The organism is Anaerotruncus rubiinfantis (assembly GCF_900078395.1).
GTDB classification, from domain to species: domain Bacteria; phylum Bacillota; class Clostridia; order Oscillospirales; family Ruminococcaceae; genus Anaerotruncus; species Anaerotruncus rubiinfantis.
The window spans coordinates 1350095-1368575 of the sequence record NZ_FKLA01000009.1; the positions used below are offsets into that span (position 1 = coordinate 1350095).

General features: G+C 51.6%; 18 protein-coding genes. 16 read left to right on the top strand and 2 right to left on the bottom strand.

Annotation, left to right across the window (positions count from 1 at the left end; all coding sequences use genetic code 11):
• Positions 1-74: 74 nt before the first annotated feature.
• The 6 genes from BN4275_RS11975 to BN4275_RS12000 all read left to right on the top strand — a co-directional run bounded on the left by BN4275_RS11975 (position 75) and on the right by BN4275_RS12000 (position 7753).
• Positions 75-1151, top strand: a complete 1077-nt coding sequence (locus BN4275_RS11975) for a C4-dicarboxylate TRAP transporter substrate-binding protein (RefSeq protein ID WP_079988248.1) — start codon at positions 75-77, stop codon at positions 1149-1151.
• 445 nt (positions 1152-1596) lie between these two features.
• Positions 1597-2115, top strand: coding sequence for a TRAP transporter small permease (locus BN4275_RS11980; RefSeq protein WP_066458578.1), 519 nt, complete (start codon positions 1597-1599; stop codon positions 2113-2115).
• Complete coding sequence (locus BN4275_RS11985) at positions 2112-3401, top strand: TRAP transporter large permease (RefSeq protein WP_341423444.1); 1290 nt, start codon at positions 2112-2114, stop codon at positions 3399-3401. The genes BN4275_RS11980 and BN4275_RS11985 overlap by 4 nt, the downstream gene beginning before the upstream one ends.
• Before the next feature lie 44 nt (positions 3402-3445).
• A complete protein-coding gene (locus BN4275_RS11990) occupies positions 3446-5344 on the top strand; it encodes a sialidase family protein (protein ID WP_066458581.1) in 1899 nt (632 codons plus the stop codon).
• 394 nt (positions 5345-5738) lie between these two features.
• Complete coding sequence (locus BN4275_RS11995) at positions 5739-6731, top strand: LacI family DNA-binding transcriptional regulator (RefSeq protein WP_066458584.1); 993 nt, start codon at positions 5739-5741, stop codon at positions 6729-6731.
• 26 nt (positions 6732-6757) lie between these two features.
• The gene (locus BN4275_RS12000) at positions 6758-7753 is read left to right on the top strand and encodes a Gfo/Idh/MocA family protein (RefSeq protein ID WP_066458587.1); all 996 of its coding nucleotides are present in this window, start codon (positions 6758-6760) and stop codon (positions 7751-7753) included.
• A gap of 46 nt (positions 7754-7799) precedes the next feature.
• On the opposite strand, the gene BN4275_RS12005 is transcribed toward BN4275_RS12000, so the two are convergent.
• Entirely contained in the window at positions 7800-8765 is a 966-nt protein-coding gene (locus BN4275_RS12005; protein ID WP_066458590.1) for a LysR family transcriptional regulator, read from the bottom strand.
• A gap of 254 nt (positions 8766-9019) precedes the next feature.
• Here BN4275_RS12005 and BN4275_RS12010 point away from each other — a divergent pair, with 254 nt between their 5' ends.
• The 6 genes from BN4275_RS12010 to BN4275_RS12035 all read left to right on the top strand — a co-directional run bounded on the left by BN4275_RS12010 (position 9020) and on the right by BN4275_RS12035 (position 14682).
• Entirely contained in the window at positions 9020-10405 is a 1386-nt protein-coding gene (locus BN4275_RS12010; protein WP_158572822.1) for a cytosine permease, read from the top strand.
• Between the two features lie 26 nt (positions 10406-10431).
• Positions 10432-10890: a hypothetical protein gene (locus tag BN4275_RS12015; protein WP_161940205.1), complete on the top strand. Its 459-nt coding sequence runs from the start codon at positions 10432-10434 to the stop codon at positions 10888-10890.
• A gap of 6 nt (positions 10891-10896) precedes the next feature.
• Complete coding sequence (locus BN4275_RS12020) at positions 10897-11649, top strand: amidohydrolase family protein (RefSeq protein ID WP_066458599.1); 753 nt, start codon at positions 10897-10899, stop codon at positions 11647-11649.
• Positions 11646-12380: an amidohydrolase family protein gene (locus BN4275_RS12025; protein ID WP_066458607.1), complete on the top strand. Its 735-nt coding sequence runs from the start codon at positions 11646-11648 to the stop codon at positions 12378-12380. The genes BN4275_RS12020 and BN4275_RS12025 overlap by 4 nt, the downstream gene beginning before the upstream one ends.
• A gap of 14 nt (positions 12381-12394) precedes the next feature.
• A complete protein-coding gene (locus BN4275_RS12030) occupies positions 12395-13585 on the top strand; it encodes a M20 metallopeptidase family protein (protein ID WP_066458610.1) in 1191 nt (396 codons plus the stop codon).
• Between the two features lie 83 nt (positions 13586-13668).
• On the top strand, positions 13669-14682 hold the full coding sequence (locus BN4275_RS12035; RefSeq protein WP_242863657.1) for an asparaginase: 1014 nt from the start codon (positions 13669-13671) through the stop codon (positions 14680-14682).
• 133 nt (positions 14683-14815) lie between these two features.
• On the opposite strand, the gene deoC is transcribed toward BN4275_RS12035, so the two are convergent.
• Positions 14816-15481, bottom strand: a complete 666-nt coding sequence (gene deoC, locus BN4275_RS12040) for a deoxyribose-phosphate aldolase (RefSeq protein ID WP_066458616.1) — start codon at positions 15479-15481, stop codon at positions 14816-14818.
• 276 nt (positions 15482-15757) lie between these two features.
• On the opposite strand from deoC, the gene BN4275_RS12045 reads away from it, so the two are divergent.
• The 4 genes from BN4275_RS12045 to BN4275_RS12060 all read left to right on the top strand — a co-directional run bounded on the left by BN4275_RS12045 (position 15758) and on the right by BN4275_RS12060 (position 18406).
• Positions 15758-16702, top strand: a complete 945-nt coding sequence (locus BN4275_RS12045) for a sugar-binding transcriptional regulator (RefSeq protein WP_066458618.1) — start codon at positions 15758-15760, stop codon at positions 16700-16702.
• 227 nt (positions 16703-16929) lie between these two features.
• Positions 16930-17337 carry a DUF134 domain-containing protein gene (locus BN4275_RS12050; protein WP_066458621.1) on the top strand — a complete coding sequence of 136 codons (408 nt, stop codon included), beginning with the start codon at positions 16930-16932 and terminating at the stop codon, positions 17335-17337.
• A complete protein-coding gene (locus tag BN4275_RS12055) occupies positions 17315-17707 on the top strand; it encodes a NifB/NifX family molybdenum-iron cluster-binding protein (RefSeq protein WP_066458622.1) in 393 nt (130 codons plus the stop codon). Before BN4275_RS12050 ends, BN4275_RS12055 begins: the two co-directional genes overlap by 23 nt.
• Before the next feature lie 30 nt (positions 17708-17737).
• Positions 17738-18406, top strand: coding sequence for a Crp/Fnr family transcriptional regulator (locus BN4275_RS12060; RefSeq protein WP_066458629.1), 669 nt, complete (start codon positions 17738-17740; stop codon positions 18404-18406).
• The last annotated feature ends 75 nt before the right edge of the window (positions 18407-18481 follow it).

Consider the following 18481-nt stretch of genomic DNA (forward strand, 5'->3'; position numbering starts at 1 on the left):
CCTTCTTAAAATGTGATTTTTGCCCTTGGAGAGGGGCTTTAATAACTACTACTAAATTAAAAGGAGCAGAAGAAATGAAAAAGAAGGCAATGAAAAAACTGGGAGGATTCTTATTAGCGGCAATTTTACTGTTTACAACTAGCGCATGTGGCGGCGGAAACCAAAGTGCAGCTCCTCAGGCTCAGGCCGAATCTCCAAAAGCCTCTGGAGATTCAGTGGAAAGCGCGGAAAAGCCGGATAAAGTTTATACCATCAAATTGGGATATGTTCAAGGTGATAAAGATCCCGTTACAATAGGTTTATATAAATATAAAGAAATTGTAGAGGCGGGAACCAATGGGGGAGTACAAGTCGAGGTTTACCATTCCAATCAATTGGGTGATACACCTGATCTGCTCGAACAGATTAAAACCGGCTCCAATGTTGGATGTATCAGTGATGCTTCCCGCTTCTCTGGTTCTGTTCCGGAATTGGCTATTTTAAATGCGCCATACATCTACGAAAGTTATGAGGACGGCAAAAAAGTAATTTCCTCTGATATTGCGCAAAAAATGTATGATGATCTGAATAAAAAAGAAGGCTACAAAATTCTCACCTTTAACTGGTGGCAAGGTTCCAGAAACTTTATCACCAATAAAGAAGTTACAAAAGTTGCAGATCTGTCCGGTCTGCGAATCCGTTCCCCAGGCACTCCTCTCTATAACAAAATGATTGAAGCGCTTGGCGCGAAACCCACGGGGCTGCCCTGGAATGACATTTATAATGCTATGGAAACCAAGGTAGTGGATGGCGCCGAAGGGCAGACACCGGGAATCTATGCAGCGCGTTTGCAGGAAGTTGCGGAATACATGAGCCGTACCGGACATATCCAGCTTTTTACGGCACTGATTGTGGGCGATCAGTGGTTCAATGCATTGCCTCAGGAGTATCAAAAGGTTATGCTGGAAGCTTCTCAGGAAGCTGGAGATTATGCTTCGGAAATTGCTAGGAATGAAACCGCCAATATGGAAAAAGAAATGGAAGCTGCTGGTATGAAGATAACCGATGTGGATGCTGCCGAATTCAAATCTGCAATTGATAAGATGTATAAAGACTTCCCGGAATTTACTGAAGTGAAGAAAGAGATTGATGAATTCTTGAAAAACGGCTGAATACCGAAATAGACCGTGGATATGAAAGGCAAAGCGGGGGTTAGCCCGGCGTAGCCTTTGCGGGCGGTGAGATTCCCGCTGTAGTATCCGCAGCGGGAATCTCACCGTTTTGTTTATGTCGTTATCGTTCAGATTGTCCAACAATGAATCCTGCATGAGATGCTGTTATAAATCTGGATTTTTGGCAGTCGGGCGATATAGCGATGATTGCGATGGGATCTATTTTTGTGTATTCGTGAGACAGGTGGATGGCAAGGCCGCTACCAAGGCCAGATGGGAAAGTAAGATTTCTTTATTCGTTAGCTGAACAAGAAAGCAAAGCCTCTGTTGAGAACAGACTCCTCCTGCCGCCTTTGCTAGAGATCCTCATTTGACTGGGAGTTCCGGACTTTCCGAACACTTTTCCTGATGCCCTCAATTTAGATTGGATATAGGAGGAGTTCATTTGCGTAAATTGATAGATTTATGGAAAACGTTTGAAGATCGATTCAGCATGGTTTTATTAAGTATCATGGTAATTCTGGTCTTTTTGTCAGCGGTTGCACGTGCCGTTGGGCGGCCAAATCCATGGTCGGTTGAGGTTGCTCAGCTGCTTTTTACCTGGTTTACTTTTGCTGCGGCATCGGCCACTTGGCGCAGAAATGGACATGTATCGGTGGACATTTTTTATAATCGATTTCCTAAAAAGATTCAGATAGTCTGTGACTATATCAGTCTGATCTTGACCGCTGTATTTTTAGGATATATCAGCACTTATGCCGTTGTTTTGGCAATCCAAAATTATGAGCGTCGATTGAACGTGCTGCCGATCAGTTATTCTTGGATTACCATCAGCGTTGCTATTTTCGGCTATGCGATGCTGTTGACCACTATCTTCCGAATTATCCGAAAAATTCGAGGTCAGCAAGAGATCCTTGATACAGATGTGGATACGGAACAAGAAAGGGAGGCGCAGGGTAAATGATGTGGGTTGTAGTCATCCTGTTTTTAGCTTTGTTGATTATCAAAATGCCATTGGTTTATGCCATTGGTATCGCCTCCTTAAGCTATTACATTATGGTCCCGGATCTTACAATTCCCATTGCTGTTCAGCGCATGGTATCGACTACACAGGGGTTTACCATGCTGGCGATACCATTTTTTATTCTATGCGGGAGTTTGATGAATGCGTCCGGCATCACAGACAGACTTGTCAAATTTTCAATGAAGTGTATTGGCCATCTGTTTGGCGGTCTGGCCTGTGTGAGCTGTCTGCTCAGCGCTGTCATGGGTGGTATATCCGGCTCTGCGGTGGCGGACGCTACGATGGAAGCGCGAATTTTAGGCCCATCCATGCTGAAGAGAGGATATTCCAAAGGCTATTCCGCCGCAGTGGTTGCGCTTAGTTCCACGATCACGGCTACGATTCCTCCCAGCGTTGGGCTGATCATTTTCGGGGCAATAGGCAACGTTTCCATCGGCCGCCTGTTTGTCGGTGGGATCGTGCCGGGCATTTTGATGACAATTGCCCTTTTGATTCCGTCGTATTTGATTGCCAGAAAACGGAATTATGCGAGAGAAAGCGAGAAAATGCCTCCGCTTAAAGAAATCGGCGCAAGCCTGTGGGAATGCATTTGGGCGATGTTGTTTCCGGTTCTGCTGATCGTTGGAATTCGTTTTGGTGTGTTTACCGCATCGGAAGCTGGTGCGTTTGCGGTTGTTTATGCTCTGTTTGTTGGCAAGTTCATTTATAAAGAACTTACCCGGGAGTCCCTGGTTAAGGTTATGAAGGATGCCATGAAGGATTGTTCCGTGGTTTTATTTATCACGGCTGTTGCGGCTATATTTGGCTATGCGTCTACCTACAGCGGACTTCCGCAGATCCTTGCGACGGCGTTAACGAAATTGACAGAAAGCAAATACCTGATGATGATTGTTCTGACACTGTTCCTGTTCATCATGGGCATGTTCATGGAAAGCACGGTGAACACGATGCTTTTTACCCCGATCATGCTGCCGATTGTCATGAATATGGGGGTTGACCCGGTCCATTTTGGATTGATTTTCGAACTGACGGTCATCATTGGCGCAATGACTCCTCCGGTAGGAACGGCGATGTTTTCGGTGTGCGATATCCTGAAATGTCCGGTGGAAGAATATGTAAAGGAATCAATGCCGTTTTTTGGCATGATATTTGTGGTCATAGCACTTATGATTTTCTTCCCGGATATGGTGTTGTGGCTGCCGAATCTGGTTTATGGTGCTGCATAAAACAGAAATAACTTATTATATGTATTATTCAAGGAGGAATGGAAATGGCCCAGTATAAAAATGTTAATGAAGTGCCCCAAATTAGAGATGGAAACAGGCCGCACAAGGTATTCATGGATGGTTTCTTAGCTTCTTTTGAGACCGAACCAACTCCGGTTCTGACTGACTGGAGGATGCTGGAAAATGGAAAGGTAATTCATGCCGGAAACCATTATGTTGATGAACCTTTTATTATTAAAGCGAATGACGGTTCATGGGTATGCTCCTTAAGTATCGGCGATGGACAGGAAGCCGATAACAGCCAACGGACCACCATTCGCCGTTCGACAGATCAGGGAAAAACTTGGGAAGAACCCATTGATATAGAGCCTGCGGACGGTCCGGAAGGATCAAAAGCGGTTCTGCTGAAAACTGCGTTCGGAAGAATTTATGCTTTTTATATTTATAATAATATAGATGTCAGGGAGATTCCCGGCGACAATCCGCCATATGATTCCGGAATGTGCCGCCGTGTCGATTCATTGGGGGAATTTTGCTACCGTTACAGCGACGATAACGGTAGGACCTGGTCGGTCAAACGTTATGCGATACCGATGCGCCAGTTTGCGATTGACAGGGAAAATCCGACGGGGGGAAAGATCCTCTTTGGCATGAATTCCGCGATTCCGCTGGTCATGGGAGACACCGCGTTTGTTCCATTCACGAAGGTCGGCAGCTTTGGGGAAGGGCTCTTTTCACGCAGCGAGGGCGTTTTGTTCAAATCGTCCAACATCATGACAGAGCGCGATGCCGATAAAATTGTGTGGGAGACGCTGCCGGATGGCGATATAGGTCTTCGGGCACCCGATGGGGCCGCGCCTATCGCGGAAGAGCATAGTTTCCTTTCCACTTCCAATGGCCGAATTCATTGTGTCTATAGAACCATTGACGGCTGGCCCGCGATATCGTATAGCGATGACGGCGGTTATACTTGGACCGAGCCTGTTTGGATGTCTTATGCAGATGGCAAACGTGTGAAATGTCCGCGTGCGGCAAATTTTGCATGGAAGACTTCGGACGGAAGATATCTATATTGGTTCCATAACCACGGTGGGGCGGGATTTTTGGATAGGATTGGAAAAAACAGTCATTATTCCTTTGAGGACCGCAATCCGGTCTGGCTTCTTGCCGGTCGCGAAGTTGAGCATGAGGGTAAAATTGAGTTGGAGTGGTCTCAGCCGGAAATTGTTTTATATACGGACGATCCAATTGTACGGATTTCTTATCCTGACCTTTTGGAAGACGATGGGGAGTACTACTTGACGGAAACGAACAAGGATATTGCTCGTATTCATCATATCGATAAAACGTTCCTTGAGGATATGTGGAATCAATTTAATGTTTGCGAGGTCACGAAGCGTGGCTTAATTTTAGAATCTTCAGGTGATGAGGTTCTGAAAGCCCCAATTCTTCCGGATTTTGCACGGTTGAATGAAAAGTATTCAGATTATCGCAGCCAAAGAACGCGTCAGGGATTTACCATTGATTTTTGGGTGGAGAATACTGGTAGTGGTGAGATGTTGTTTGACAACCGGACGACGGATGGCAGGGGTACTTGTATTTTCACAAATGAGCGGGGAGGGGTAACGATCGTACTGCGGGACGATATGACTGAAAATACGTGGTCCAGTGACGATCATATCCTTGCGCAAGCAGGGCCGCACCATATTGGCGTCGTTGTTGATGGCGGCCCCAATGTCATTTCATTTGTAAGCGATGGAAGGTTTAATGACGGCGGAGATGCGCGTCAGTTTGGATGGGGGCGCTTCAGTCCTTATTTGGAAAGTGCGCGTGGCGGTGAAACGGCAGTGATCGGAAAGAAGATCAAGAAACTGCGGGTATATGATCGGGCGCTGCGGACAACTGAGCTGATTGGCAATTGGCGAGCTGGCAGCGAGGGCTGATCAAAGGGCAAGAAATCTGGTATTGAAAGATTTAGACGCCGCGTTGCGCGCTGCGTTCAAACTGCGGTGCGCAATGCGGTGTCTGACCTAACCATATTTCACTAAATATTTTATATGTTTTTAATTGGTGTTATAATTTATAGCAGATCTAATGGTGGAAATGATGGGCATTTCAAAATACCAAGAGGAAAAGACTTGATAAATATTGAATCATGTTGCCAATATGGAAGATTTTTTTTATAATAAAATGTGTTGAAAGCGAGTATACGTCGATCTCGCAAAATCCCGAAAGGATTTTGAAGCGCTGTGATTTTCCCGTTAAGGGAACCGTTTCGCCTCGCCCTTTTTAATGCCGGTTAAATACGACACAAATATTAACAAAAGAGTGATCTAGATGACAATTTACGATATTGCGCGTGAAGCGAATGTTTCTATTTCTACGGTGTCCAGGGTGATTAACAATCACCCTGGAATTAAGCCTAAGACGAGAGAAAAGGTTCAACAGGTGCTTGATAGAAGCAATTATGTTCCAAGTGTAATTGCCAGAGGGCTTGTCAACAGCACCACCTTAAAGATGGTTGGGATTATTACGCCGGATATTCGCAGCGAACATCACGCGAATACCGCCTATACCATTGAGCAGGAGCTTACTCGTTGGGGATATGGATGTATTTTGTGCAGCACAGGAAAGGATCCAAAGCGGCAGGAGCATTATTTTAATATGATGGCCGAGCGAAAAGTGGATGGAATCATTTTGGTTGGGTCTGTTTTCCAGAGCCACACAGTGGAAAAATTAATCCAACAGTACATGCCGAACATTTCTATTGTAATCACAAACGGCTATATAGAATTGGACAACGTGTACAGTATTATAACGGACGAATGTTCGGCGGTAGAAAAATGCGTAACGCTGCTATATGAAAAGAAGCGGGATAAAATTGCATTTGTCATGGACGACACCACAAACAGTATTTTGGAAAAAAAGAAAGGCTATCTCAAAGCAATCGAGAGTCTGTCCTTATCCGATCGGAAACTAATCGTAAAGACAGATCATAATATTGAAGAATGCAAGAGGGCTTGTCACAAAATACTGGAACTTATGCCGGATACCAATGCAATTATCTGCGGAGAGGATATAACAGCAGTGACGATCATGAATGAGCTGTCCAGGATCGGAAAGAAGATTCCGGATGATATAGCGGTAATTGGGTGTAATAATTCTAAATATGCTGAGCTTTCTTTGCCCATGTTGACCTCTGTCAACAATAATCAGGAAGCGGTAGGCGCCACTGCGGCCAGAATATTGCGCGATGCGCTTGAGGGGCGCAAGGTACCCAAGAAGACGATTATCAGCGCCGATATTGTTTTTCGTAAAAGTACGCCTTAGAGAAGTCATTTTTAGCGGGAGGAAGTATGAAGGATCAAATCAGATGGGGAATGATTGGATGCGGAGCGGTTGCGCAAAAAAAGAGCGGCCCCGCTTTCTATAAAGCGCGGGGCTCCAGTTTATATGCCGTTACCAGTGCGGACTATGCCGAATCTTTAGCGTATGCAGAAAAGCATCCGGTAAAAGTCGTTTATCGTACGGCGGATGAATTGCTGGCAGATCCCAATATTGATGCGGTATATGTAGCGACTCCACCGCGATTTCATAAGGAATATGCAGTTCAGTGTGCAAAAGCCGGAAAAGCGGCCTATATTGAGAAACCGTTGGCCAATACTTATTCCGAGTGCTTGGAAATTATACGAGAATTCGAAAAGGCTGAGGTAAAGGGATACACAGCTTTTTACCGCAGGGCAATGGATAAATTTCAGAAAATCAAAGCAATTTTGGAGGATGGGATCATCGGAAACGTCCGTTTTGTCAATGTATTCTGCCAATGGGTTCCAGAAGTGGAGGAATATTGTAGGGATACCCTGCCTTGGCGGTTAAGAAAAGAAGCCGGCGGTGGGAAATTCTTGGATATGTCAGTTCATTGCGTGGACATTTTGGAATATTTAATAGGCAATTTTCAAAATGTATTCACGATAGCATCGAATCAGGCGGGACTGTACGATGTGGAGGACATTGTTTCCGCCTGTTTTCAATTTGATTCGGGTCCGCAGGGGAGCGCGACTTGGTGCTTTTCTGGATTTCGAAATGAGGAACGGACCGAAATCGTTGGGGACAAAGGGATGATTTCATTTTCTGTTTTTGACAATGAACCCTTTGCTGTGACTGTAGGTGGGGAAACTAAAATCGTTCAAGTACAAAAATATGACCATGTGCAGCAGCCGATGATTCAATTGGTGGTGGACGATCTGTTGGGTAAGTCGAAATGCCCCAGCACATTGTATACTGCCGCTCATGTAACAAAAATTGTAGATCAGATGTTAGCGGTATATAGAGAACAAAACCACATATTGTAAAAACGTAACAAATCCCCCGGGCAGAGATTCCTGCCTGGGGGATTTGTTAACCGTTATGGATGGGCTCCCGGGAACCGCCTGGGGCGTAAGCCTCATTCAGCAGCTCGATAAAGCGGGAGCAGACTTCTGTATAGGGCGTGCCGTCAAGATGGATGTAACCCATTTCAACAATGGCTTCCTGGTTGACGGAGGACTCGGTAAAGGGGATCGAAACGATTTTGTGCAGACTTTCCTGATAGATGGCCGGGCTCGTGCCAAGCGTGAAAAAGTCGGTAGCGGTCAGAAGGTTGTGCATGGTGGCGCGGTCATAGACATAGACAGTCCGGCCGATGCGGTTGAGATCGAGGAAGGAATTGTACCAGATGGAATCGGCATTTTCGCTGCCAAATACCATGCCGCGGCCGTAGCGGAGCATCCCGTAGGGATAGAGATCCTCCCGGGTGACCGGTCGGCCGAGTTCCAGAAGCGGGTGTTCGCAGGAGATAATGATCTGATGCGGCAGCGGACAGATACGGTGGTAAGAGATCCCGCGGCGGGAAAGCCGGTCGAACATGTTTTTTCGTTCGGCGGCAAGCAGGTAAACGATGCCGAGCTCAGCATTCTGGGTGTAAACATCGTCGATGGCGGTGTTGTTCCCATTTTCGCAGATGGAAAACTGGAGGTATGGGTCGTCCTGATGCTCCTGCAAAAGCTGCAGGAAACAATCGAGCACCAGAGAGGTGCGTACCGTGGAGATGCTGAAATGATGGGTCTGTTCCGGCTCATGGCTAAGCGCGAACATGCTGTCAGCTTCATTGAGCATCCGCCGCGCATGCAGAAGAAACTGCGCGCCTTTCTGGGTGAGGGCGATGCCGTCGCTCTGGCGCAGGAAGATCGGGTAGCGGATTTCATTTTCAACTTCCCGGATAATTTTGCTCAGATGTGGCTGGGTGAGGAACAGGGACTGCGCAGCCTTGGAGATGGAACCCTGTTCCACAGTTGTGATGACGTAACGCAGATGCTCAAGTTTCATGCGGATTTCCTCCGAATGTATAAAATAGCTATACCCCTATAACTATTTTAGCTTAACACTGTTTATTACGCAAGTGTTATTATATGATTAACAACTTATTAAACGCCGGCTAAATAAATAATATGAATAAAGCGGCGTGAATTCCTGCAAAAATGGAAGGAGGGAACGACAGGCGGAGCAGCCGGATGGCGGCATTTGCCCGTATGAACCGGGTGAAAGCAAAAAATCTGATACCGTGTAAAGGAGTTGATCGTATGGCAAAGGTAGAAGCATCCTTGGCCCCCGTCCTGGATGCCGAAAAGACGATGTCCTACCCCAAGTTCACCTTTTCCTGGGCCTCGGACCTGATTGCAATCTTCGCGTTTATGACCGGTTCCGGCGCGATTGCGGCCGGGCTGAACATGGTGCAGGCGATGATTGCACTCACAATCGCGATGCTGATTAATGTGGTTTTGCTCTCCGCGAACGGACTGCCGGGATTTCATTTCGGCATCCCGATGATCGTGCAGATGCGTCCCTGTTTCGGGGACAAAGCCGCAAGCTATGTCTCCGCAATCCGTGCGATTCCCGCGATCCTGTGGACAGGATACAATTCCTTTTTGGGCGCGCTGGGCCTCAATATGTTCTCTGTGATCCTGTTTGGATACGACAACATCTGGGTCTGGTTTTTCGTGTTCCATTTCGCGCAGGTTGTCCTTTCGATGCTCGGCGTCAAGAGTATCCTCAACTTCACCGCCTATGCGGCTATCGCCCTGTTCGTGGTGATCCTCATCATGGGCGTGTACGTATTCTATCTGTTCGGCGTCGAGAACATCTCCTCGGTCGCATCCAGCGGCGGGTCATGGGGGCTGCCCTTTTGGGGGGTGGTCACTGCAAACGTCAGCATGGGGATTACCGTCGTGGTGAATTCCTCCGACTACATCCGCCACGTTGACAACTCCTCGGTGCCGAAGTATGTCGCCTCCTATGCCTGCGGACTCATCCCGACCGTCCTGGTCCTGAGCGGTCTTGGCATGGTGGTCTACGCGATGTCCGGTATCTGGAGCCCGGTCGACCTGTTCGTAAAATACGTCCCGAACTTCTTCATTGTCATCATTGCGATGGCGTTTATCATCCTGGGCCAGTTCTCCACCAACATGTTTGCGAACATCATGCCCGCAAATATGATCTGGGAGCACATTTTCAAATTCCCCTGGTGGTTCACCTCGGTGTTTACTGGCTGCCTGTCGCTGTTTGTTCTGCCGTGGTTTTTGACCACCTCGAATGGATTCTATTCCTTTATGAATGTCTATGGCGCGCTGCTCGGGCCGCTTTCCGGTATTATGATCACCGACTTCATCTTCCTGCGCAAGCAGAAATATAACATGCGCGCGCTCTATGAGCCCGGTGGGCAATATTCCTATGGAAAAGGCGTCAACCAGGCGGGCATCTTCGCGCTGGTAGCGGGATTTCTGCTTTCGATCATCCGGCTCGATTTCAGCACGATCGTAGGTATCGTCAGCAGTGCGGTCATTTATTATGTTCTTTACCGTTTCTGGGTACTGCCGAAGTTCCCGCAGGCGGAAATGGCTGCCGGCTATGTGATGGAATCGCCCGCGGTTATCCGCGAAGAGGCCGAAGAACCGCAGGCCGCCGAATGACTGGCGTGAAAGAAAGGGTGTTTGCAGTGAAAAAAAGGATCTTTCAGCTCGCGGTCATCTTCCTGATTTCCTCCCTGCTTTGCTGTAGCGCGGCAGCGCTGGATGTGCAGGTCAAGGACGCGTATTCCACCGGCGAGCTGGTAGTCATCGCGGTTTCCTCAGAGCAGCAGATAGATCCCCAGGATGTCAGCATTCAAATCACCAAGCCCAACGGCGCCACGGTTGACGTAAGCCCGCGCCAGGAGCGCTGGAACAGCGCGAACGAATGCTTTGAAACCTATACAATCGATCTGATGGGCGATTATAAAATCGTCGTGAAGGACGCGGCGAGCGGACAGACGGCGGAAGCCGCCTTCACTTCCCGGATGTTTACAAGCGCCAGCATCATTTTTATGCTGGTGGCGGTGGGTATCTTCATCCTATGCTTTGTCTTTTCCGCCAAGCAGCGGAAGAAACATTCCGACGCAATGAGGGAAGGGAGCTGAGGCGGCATGATCATTGATTTCCACGGGCATGCGGACGAATATGAAACGTTCGGATGGATCGATCCGCCAGAACGCGTGGTTGACCTTATGGACCGCGCCGGGATCGATCTGACCTGTATTACCACTTACGGCGAAGCGCCAGGATATCCGAAGGCGCTTTCAAACCTGCTGGATTTTGTGGGGCGTTTCCCCGAACGCCTGACCGGTTTTTTGCGGGTCAATCCCAGCGGCGGGGACGCGGCGCTTTCCGCAATGGAAGAGGCGGCGAAATACCCTGAGATTACAGGGTTCAAGCTGCACCCGATCTCCAATCTGTTAAAACCATACAATCCCTTCTGCGTGGCAGTGATGAAAAAGGCAGCCGAACTTGGCCTGCCGGTATTTATCCACTGCGGCGACAAGGTGGCGGCCCAGCCCTGGCAGATCGGGCTGGGCGCCGGGCTCTGTCCGGAGACGCAGATCATCTGCCACATGGGCGGGTTCTTCCACGGAGAGGAGTCGATCCGTATGGCGAAAGCCTGCCCGAATGTCTGCCTCGACACCTCCTCGACCCCGTATCCCGCGATTGTACGCAGGGCGGTAGAGGAGCTTGGCGCCGACCGGGTGCTCTTCGCGACCGACAACCCGGCGGGCGATCCGGTTTCCGACCTGCGAAAGGTGCTGGATTTGCACTTCGACCCGGAGACCGAAGCCAAGATCCTCTATAAAAATGCCGTCCGGCTTCTCGGGCTGAAGACGATAAGGGGGCATGCCGTATGAAATTTGACGCATGTGCATTTGTGGGCGATTCGCTCTATGGCAATTCGGTTTCGCCGGAGGAGCTGCTCGCGCAGATGAAACAAAACGGCGTGGAACGGGCGGTCGTGCGCCCGTTCAAACCCTGTGACTACAACTACGACAGGGCGAACCGGTACATTTCCGAAGTGCAGAAAGCCCATCCGGAGCTCATCGGCTTCGGCCGGGTAAATCCGCTTGAAAAGTCTGCACCACAGCAGGTGGACGCGCTTGTCTCCTATGGGCTCAGGGGCCTGCACCTGCATCCGTGGGAGGACAACTTTATCATCAGCGATCCGAAGGTATACCCTGCGGTGGAGGCCTGTGGACGGCATGGCCTGCCGGTTTACGTTTCTACCGGGTATCCCTGCGTATCTGAGCCGTTGCAGCTGTGGGAGCTTGCGATGAAATTTCCGCAGGTCACCTTTATCGCCACCCATGGCGGGCAGCTTGACATCAGCGGGCTGAGCTTCGACGATGCGGTCTATGCCGCCAAGTCCGCGAAAAACCTCAAATTTGACCTGTCCGGCGTCTATCGCCGGGACTTCATTGAGCTGCTGATCGCGTCAGCCGGCGAAGAAAACGTAGTGTTCGGTTCCTGCGCGCCCTATATGGATATCTCGCTTGAAATTGCGCGTGTCGAAGCGGCACAGATCCCGCAGATGCAGAAGGATAAGATCTTTTCAGAAAATATCCGCGCGCTTCTGGCGGTGTGAGCTGGAGGAAAACAATGGAATCAATGCTTTGCCAGGCAAAATGCCTGGCGGATCAAATCACCGGCTGGCGCAGGGACCTGCACCGGATACCGGAATTGGATCTCGATCTGCCGCAGACAGCGGCATATGTATGTGCGCGGCTGGAAGAGCTGGGCATCCCGTACCGGATATCCGAGGCGCATTCCGGCATCGTCGCGCTGATCGAAGGAAGATCGGGGCCGGGCCGAACCGTGGCCCTGCGCGCCGATATGGACGCGCTGCCCATCGCGGAGAAGGCGGAAATTCCGTTTGCTTCACAAAACGAGCGGATGCACGCCTGCGCGCATGATGCGCATGCGGCGATGCTGTTGGGCGCCGCAGAACTGCTCATGCGCAACCGGGCATGTTTTTCTGGTAGTGTGAAGCTGATTTTTCAGCCCGGTGAAGAATGTTCCGGCGGCGCGCAGCGCATGATAGACGAAGGGGCGCTTGAGAACCCGCGTGTGGACGCGGTGTTCGGCCAGCATGCGGGCGTGATGGCGACCGAGCTGTCTGGCGGTCATTTTGGATTCTATCCGGGCGCGTTCATGGCTTCGCGCGACAGCTTCACAATTACGGTGCGCGGCCGTGGCTGCCACGGTTCCGCGCCCGCGCAGGGGGTTGACCCGGTCGCGGTGAGCGCTTATCTTATCACGGCGCTGCAAACGCTCGTCAGCCGTGAAATCAATGGTACCGATCAGGCGGTGCTGACCATCGGATCGATCCACGGCGGCGAGGTCTACAACATCATCCCGGACGAGGTTGTGCTCGAGGGAGCGGTTCGCTGCCTGAACGAAGGGATCCGCATTCAACTTGAGAAGCGGATCCGGGAGATGTGCGAAGGTATCGCCAGAACGATGCGTGCTTCCTGTGAGATCGTGTACGAACGCGGCTATCCGGTCACGATGAACGATCCGGAGCTGACCGCTTTCGCGGAGCAGTCCGCACGGCGGCTGCTTGGGGAGGAGCGCGTGGACCGGCTGGAAAAACCGCTTATGGGCAGTGAGGATATGTCGGTCTTTCTGCAGCACTGCCCGGGCTGCTACTGGGTGTTTTCCACACCGCCCCGGGAAGGCGAAACTTATGCCAACCACAACCCGCGCTTCGCGATCGACGACAGCGAGCTGTATCTCGGTTCCGCGCTGATGGCTCAGACCGCGCTTGACTGGCTTGCCCGGTGGGAATAAAATAAAACTGTTTTGAGGGCCGGACCGGCTGGTCCGGCCCCTGCTCTGTACATCCGAACAAAACCTTTGAGGAGATGAAGCCTTTGTCCGGCGAGAAAAAACGGATTTTGCTTTTGGCAACCGGCGGCACGATTGCATCCGGCGCGTCCGAGCGGGGATTGCGTCCGGAAGAAACCGGCGCGCAGCTACTGGAACATCTGGGCCCGCTGCCCTATGAGGTGACGGTGCGCGATATCCTGACGCTGGATTCCTCGAATATCCAGCCAGAGGAATGGCAGCTGATCGCCCGCAGCGTCTACACGATGCGGGAGGGATACGATGGAGTGGTGATCACCCACGGCACCGACACGATGGCTTATACCGCCTCGGTGCTCACTTTTATGCTGCCGGGGATCGATCTGCCGGTCGTCTTTACCGGCAGCCAGCTTCCGATCGGGCATCCGCTGAGCGACGCGCCGGAAAACCTGCGCACAGCTTTTGCGATGGCGGCTTCGGGTGAACCGGGGATTTTTGTCGCGTTTTTTCGCAAGGTGCTGCTCGGCTGCCGGGCGGTTAAGGTTCGCACCTCCGATTTTGACGCGTTTGAGAGTGTCAATCTGCCGCCGGTCGCACAGGTCAGCGCGGACGGTCTGCTCGTCCGCAGAGAGCTTCTTCCATCCCGCCGTTCGGTTGGATGTGTCCTGCGCGACCGGCTGGACAACCGCGTTGCGCTTGTAAAACTGATCCCCGGCGTGGACCCGGCGCTTTTCGCGGCGCTGGCGAAGCTCGGATGCCGTGGCGTGGTTATCGAGGCGTTCGGTTCCGGCGGGCTGCATTTTATCCGGCGCGACCTGGTTTCAGCGCTTGAAGGGCTGGTACAGGGAGGCGTGGCGGTTGTGGTGTGCAGCCAGTGCCTTTATGAACGCAGCGACATGAGTACCTACGAGGTCGGCCGCCGCGCGCTGGAAAAAGGGGTCATCCCAGGCGGCGATATGACGACCGAGGCGGCGGTCACCAAGCTGATGTGGGCGCTTGGGCAGGGGAAAAGCCCGATGGAGATTTCGGATCTGTTTGCGCGCAGCCTGGAAGGGGAACTGACCGTCGCGCCTGCGACGTGAAGGCGGAGCCGGACAAAGAAAAGGGCCTGCGGAATTTCCGCAGGCCCTTTTCTTTGTGGGTTTGGCTGAAGAATGAAGAGAGATCGCAATATTGATACGGCGCGGACTTTTTTCCGCGCCGCGGGGGAACGGTTTATTCGGGCGCGCCCTCGCAGATGGCGATGCTTGCGCTCACGCCGAGACGGTCCGCACCGGCCTCGAGTACCGGAACAACATCCTCGTAGGTGCGCATACCGCCGGAGGCTTTGACCTTCATCGTATCGCCCACCGTGTCCTTCATCAGCTTCACGTCGTGCGCGTTCGCGCCGCCAGTGCCGAAGCCGGTTGAGGTTTTCACAAAGTCCGCGCCCGCTTTCTGGGCCAGCTTGCATACGGCAACCTTTTCCTCGTCGGTGAGGTAGCAGGTTTCGATGATCACTTTGGTCAGCGTGCCGTTTGCCGCATCCACCACCGCCTTGATGTCGTTATACACGTCGTCGGTGCGGCCGGATTTGAGCGCGCCCACGTTGATAACCATGTCGACCTCGGTCGCGCCCTTGGCGATGGCGTCCTTTGTTTCAAACGCTTTGGTTTCCGGGGTATTTGCTCCCAGAGGGAACCCGATCACCGTACAGATGTTCACACCGGTGCCTTTGAGCAGCTCGGCGGCTTTCGCCACATAACAGGGATTGACGCAGACCGAGGCAAAGTGGTATTCCTTCGCCTCGTTGCAAAGTTTTTCAATCTGGCCGTCCTCTGCAAAAGCTTTGAGCAGGGTGTGGTCGCACATTTTGGCGATGTCGGCTTTTTTAAAGTTCATAGCGGATGTCCTCCTAAAAATGATCAATTAATCGATTTAGAGAATAATTTCAAAATCTATTTCTATCGTAATGTAAATTCAGAAAAAAGTCAAGCGATTTTCGTAAAAAACAAAATTATATAGAAAATTTGTGCAAAATTGATCAAATTGTCTTTGCGCGTATTTGATCTGTAAAAAGCTTGCATGAGCGGACAAGCTGTATTATAATACTTTTTAAAGATAAAAATATTTCAAATATGAAATTTTGCTCAGATGAGGAGCGGAATGAGGGATCGTATGAACGATATCGACTTGATCAAACGGGCGGCGGGGCTCTATTATAACCACGATTGTACCCAGTCGGACATTGCGGAACGTTTTGGCATCTCGCGCGCGAAGGTTTCGCGTGTACTCGCGCAGGCGCGGGAAAAGGGGATCGTCAAGATTTTTATCGATGACGAAGCTGGTGGGAGCAGCCTGCTGGAAGACCGTCTGATGTCCCGTTTTCCGCTGAAGGCGGCCAAGGTGATTTCGGTGCCAGAGCAGGACGCGGCGCTTGCCGTCCAGATCACCGCGCAGGAAGCGGCGGCATTCTTTTCCGGATTTCTCGCGCCGGGTGACCGGATTGGCGTTTCCTGGGGATATACCCTTTATACCATGGCCAAATATTTTCCCGAGCTGGCGCTTGGCAATGCTTCGGTGGTGCAGGTGACCGGAAGCGTGGACAATACAAGTACCCGAAGCCACGCGGGAGAAATCGTAAGCCTGCTTTCTCAAAAGCTGCATACAGCCGACGCCTACACCCTCCCATGTCCAGCCATGCTTGATAATTCGATTATTCTCGACATGCTGCTGCACGACGCAAAGGTAAAAAAGATGCTCGATTTGGCCTGCTCCTGCAACAAGCTGATCGTTTCGCTCGCGCAGGCGAATGAAACCTGCTGTCTTTACAGGGCGGATTATATCGGTGATCGGGAGATTGCACAGCTGCGGGAGAAAAATGCGGTGGGAAGCATCTGCTGCCGGTTTGTCAATGAGGAAGGGGAACTCTGTGACCAGGCGCTTGACGACCGGACGTTTGGTATCCGGCTCTCCGATCTGCGCGGCAAGGAACAGGTGATGACCTGTGTGGCGGATCCGGGCAAGGTCCCTGTGCTGCATGCCTGCCTGCGGGCGCGTTATGTCGATGTGCTTGCGATCGATTCTCTTTCAGCGGCAAAACTGCTGGAGATGGACGACTGAAAGATAGAAAAAATAAAACCGGCCCATGCGGCATAAGTCTCGCCGCATGGGCCGGTTAATTTAAAACGCGCCGTCCAAAGGCCGATGTATAAAAAATAGACTTCCGTGTCTGTAAATGCAAATTCGGGTGCCTCCTTTGGGATTTTCAGTTCTAATCCATCCATTATTGACATATGTCAATAATGGAGTATAATAGAATACAACAAGCTCAGACAAGGAGGGAACGCATGCCGAGGCCAAAAAAATGCCGCCGGATCTGCGCATTGCCGCAGTGCGGACGGTTTGGGCCGCTGGATACGGCCGCCGAGCCGGAAAGCCGGATCAAAATGACGCTGGACGAATACGAAACCATCCGGCTCATCGATCTGCTCGGCTGCACACAGGAGGAATGCGCCGCTCGGATGGCCGTTGCGCGCACCACTGTGCAGGCAGTTTATAACGCCGCCCGGCAAAAGCTTGCCGACGCCCTTGTCAACGGCAAAATCCTGACGATCACCGGCGGGGATTATATCCTCTGCCCGCGCGCCCGAGAATGCTGCGGCAGAAACTGCGGCGGACGGCGGTGCGCCAGCCGATGCGAAGGAAATCAAACATGTGATGGAGGTTGTCCCAATGAAAATTGCAGTCACTTATGAAAACGGCCAGGTGTTCCAACATTTCGGCCATACCGAACAGTTCAAGATTTATGACACAGAGGACGGGAAAATCCTCTCCGCCCGCGTGGTGGATACCAACGGGAGCGGTCATGGGGCCCTGGCGGGTTTTCTAAAGGCACATGACGTCGACACGCTCATTTGCGGCGGCATCGGCGGCGGCGCGCGCACCGCCCTGGCACAGGCCGGGATCGCCATCTTCCCCGGCGCCGCCGGAAACGCGGATGAGCAGGCCGCCGCGCTTTTGGCGGGACGGCTCCAGTATGACCCCGATACGCTGTGTGACCATCACGGTCACGAACATCATGGCGGCGAATGCCACGGCCATGACGGCTGCCCGGGAAATCATTGATTTGCAGGCAATAGGAACGGAGGCGTTGTAATGCCACTGGGAGCATTCCTCCCGTTTTGGGATCAGCTTTCAGAAGATCAGCGGGAATTGCTGCGTAAGAACGCGGTCGAACGATCGGTATTAAAGGGAACCGTGATCCACAATGGATCGGAGGACTGCGTGGGTCTGCTTGTTGTGCAGTCCGGACAGCTCCGCGCCAGCATCCTGTCGGAGGAAGGGCGTGAAATCACCCTCTACCGGCTGTTTGAACGGGATATCTGCCTGTTCTCCGCCTCCCGCATGCTGCGCAGCATCCAGTTCGATATCACGGTGGAAGCGGCACAGAACAGCCGCTTTTGGCTGATCCCCACACCGGTTTACCAGCGGCTGATGCAGCAATCCGCCGCGGTGGCCAACTACACGAACGAACTGATGGCTTCCCGGTTTTCCGACGTGATGTGGCTGATGGACCAGGTCCTTTACAAACGGCTTGATTCCCGGCTGGCGGCTTTTCTGCTGGAGGAAGGCGAAATCGCGGACACGAATCAGCTGCGGATCACCCATGAAATGGCTGCCCGGCATCTGGGCAGCGCGCGCGAAGTAGTCACCCGGATGCTGAAATATTTTCAGTCCGAAGGAATTGTGGCGCTCTCGCGCGGTACGGTTACCATCGTTTCCCCCGATAAACTCCGACAACTTGCAGCGGACAGTCTCCGCTGACAAATTCCTTTCGCTGTGTGACTTGGTCACGGAAAAGGCGGGCATTTTGCTGTATCCTATGGATGTAAACAAAAC

Bases quoted from the DNA above. Each gene is read 5' to 3' on its own strand.
- BN4275_RS11975 (WP_079988248.1), top strand. From the start codon at position 75: ATGAAAAAGAAGGCAATGAAAAAACTGGGAGGATTCTTATTAGCGGCA.
- BN4275_RS11985 (WP_341423444.1), top strand. From the start codon at position 2,112: ATGATGTGGGTTGTAGTCATCCTGTTTTTAGCTTTGTTGATTATCAAA.
- BN4275_RS11990 (WP_066458581.1), top strand. From the start codon at position 3,446: ATGGCCCAGTATAAAAATGTTAATGAAGTGCCCCAAATTAGAGATGGA.
- BN4275_RS11995 (WP_066458584.1), top strand. From the start codon at position 5,739: ATGACAATTTACGATATTGCGCGTGAAGCGAATGTTTCTATTTCTACG.
- BN4275_RS12000 (WP_066458587.1), top strand. From the start codon at position 6,758: ATGAAGGATCAAATCAGATGGGGAATGATTGGATGCGGAGCGGTTGCG.
- BN4275_RS12005 (WP_066458590.1), bottom strand. From the start codon at position 8,765: ATGAAACTTGAGCATCTGCGTTACGTCATCACAACTGTGGAACAGGGT.
- BN4275_RS12010 (WP_158572822.1), top strand. From the start codon at position 9,020: ATGGCAAAGGTAGAAGCATCCTTGGCCCCCGTCCTGGATGCCGAAAAG.
- BN4275_RS12020 (WP_066458599.1), top strand. From the start codon at position 10,897: ATGATCATTGATTTCCACGGGCATGCGGACGAATATGAAACGTTCGGA.
- BN4275_RS12025 (WP_066458607.1), top strand. From the start codon at position 11,646: ATGAAATTTGACGCATGTGCATTTGTGGGCGATTCGCTCTATGGCAAT.
- BN4275_RS12030 (WP_066458610.1), top strand. From the start codon at position 12,395: ATGGAATCAATGCTTTGCCAGGCAAAATGCCTGGCGGATCAAATCACC.
- deoC (WP_066458616.1), bottom strand. From the start codon at position 15,481: ATGAACTTTAAAAAAGCCGACATCGCCAAAATGTGCGACCACACCCTG.
- BN4275_RS12045 (WP_066458618.1), top strand. From the start codon at position 15,758: ATGAACGATATCGACTTGATCAAACGGGCGGCGGGGCTCTATTATAAC.
- BN4275_RS12050 (WP_066458621.1), top strand. From the start codon at position 16,930: ATGCCGAGGCCAAAAAAATGCCGCCGGATCTGCGCATTGCCGCAGTGC.
- BN4275_RS12055 (WP_066458622.1), top strand. From the start codon at position 17,315: ATGAAAATTGCAGTCACTTATGAAAACGGCCAGGTGTTCCAACATTTC.
- BN4275_RS12060 (WP_066458629.1), top strand. From the start codon at position 17,738: ATGCCACTGGGAGCATTCCTCCCGTTTTGGGATCAGCTTTCAGAAGAT.